Here is a 1,394-nt window from a genome sequence, read left to right on the forward strand (position 1 = left end):
TCATCGATTGCATACAAACGGAACACGATTCCACGGAAATCCTTACACTACCGAACACCGTTGGAAGTATTTTTGAGTTACTTAGATGAAGCAGTTTTGTCTAGCTTAATTTGACAAATCAAAAAATTAAAAGAATAGATGGAGGTCTTAAGTAAATGGAATTAGAACATTTCCCCAAACTAACTGTGATTATGAGAGGATATTCGTACGATGAAGCAATGACTGTTATTAAAGTCTTGTCAAACTTTAAACAGAAGGTAGGAGTAGAAGTTACAACAAATAATCCTAGGTACCTAGATATTATTAGAGATGGAAATAAACAATACGGCGAATTAGTTTATATTGGTGTAGGAACTATATTAACCGTAAAACATGCTCAAGAAGCAATTGATGCCGGTGCTCAATTTATGTTAGGGCCTAATAAATTTAGTTCTGAAATTTTCAAAATAGCGAAAAAACACAATGTTATAACTGTCCCATCAGCAATGACGCCTACTGAAGTAAGTCAAATGTTTGCTGAAGGTGCAGATATCGTTAAAATATTTCCAGCTATTACTGTTAAACCAAGTTTTTTTAATCAAATTCAAGGTCCGTTTGGAAAACTTATGCTCATGGCTGTAGGGGGAATCAACGATAGTAACGCTGCTGAATTTGTTGAATCTGGCGCAAGTTATTTAGGAATAGGTTCTTCTATGTTTAACAAAGAAGATATAAAGAATAAGAATTTTGAAAATTTGGCTAATTCGGTACAAACTTATTTAGATATTTGGCAAGATTAGGAGGAAAGCCATGGGTAACATACCATTAAAGGTAGATAACATTTATGTTAAGGAAAAATTTTCGAACCAAGAAGAGTTCTTCAAAACTATTGCAAAAAGATTAAAAGAGAAAGGTCTTGTAAAGGAGGGATATTATAAGGCAATTATAGATAGAGAAAATGTATATCCGACGGGTTTAGATTCAGGATTAATTAAAGTTGCAATTCCGCACACAGATTACGAATACTCTAATACTACAGAATTAATAGTTACAACGTTAAAAGAACCTATAAAATTTCGATTAATGGATGATCCTGAAAAAGAAGAAGATATAAAAATTATAATTTTGATTTTATTTGATAACCCAGAAAAGCAACTTGAGTTATTAACTAACATTATGACTATTATACAAAATCAAAAGTTATTATCAGAAATTTTAAATGCAACAACATCTCAAGAAATCTATCAATCTTTAAATAAAAGATAAAATATTGGAGGAATTTATTATGCGCCGATTGTAAAATTAAGCTAGACAACTAAAACAGCCATTTGTGGTACACTCAACTTGTAATTCCGACCAAAGAATACAAAGGAGTGACCACAAATGACCTACACCCATCTTACCACGGATGAACT

Annotated in this window: 2 protein-coding genes and 1 pseudogene; all 3 read left to right on the forward strand. The window is 31.9% G+C overall.

Annotation, left to right across the window (positions count from 1 at the left end; translation table 11 throughout):
• Positions 1–114: pseudogene (locus FEZ33_RS12175) on the forward strand (IS30 family transposase); the annotation flags it as partial.
• A gap of 41 nt (positions 115–155) precedes the next feature.
• Entirely contained in the window at positions 156–779 is a 624-nt protein-coding gene (locus FEZ33_RS12180) for a bifunctional 4-hydroxy-2-oxoglutarate aldolase/2-dehydro-3-deoxy-phosphogluconate aldolase (RefSeq protein WP_138405607.1), read from the forward strand.
• A gap of 10 nt (positions 780–789) precedes the next feature.
• Positions 790–1,245 carry a PTS sugar transporter subunit IIA gene (locus tag FEZ33_RS12185; RefSeq protein ID WP_138405608.1) on the forward strand — a complete coding sequence of 152 codons (456 nt, stop codon included), beginning with the start codon at positions 790–792 and terminating at the stop codon, positions 1,243–1,245.
• The last annotated feature ends 149 nt before the right edge of the window (positions 1,246–1,394 follow it).

It is taken from the genome of Ruoffia tabacinasalis (genome assembly GCF_005864045.1).
Taxonomy (GTDB): Bacteria; Bacillota; Bacilli; order Lactobacillales; family Aerococcaceae; genus Ruoffia; species Ruoffia tabacinasalis.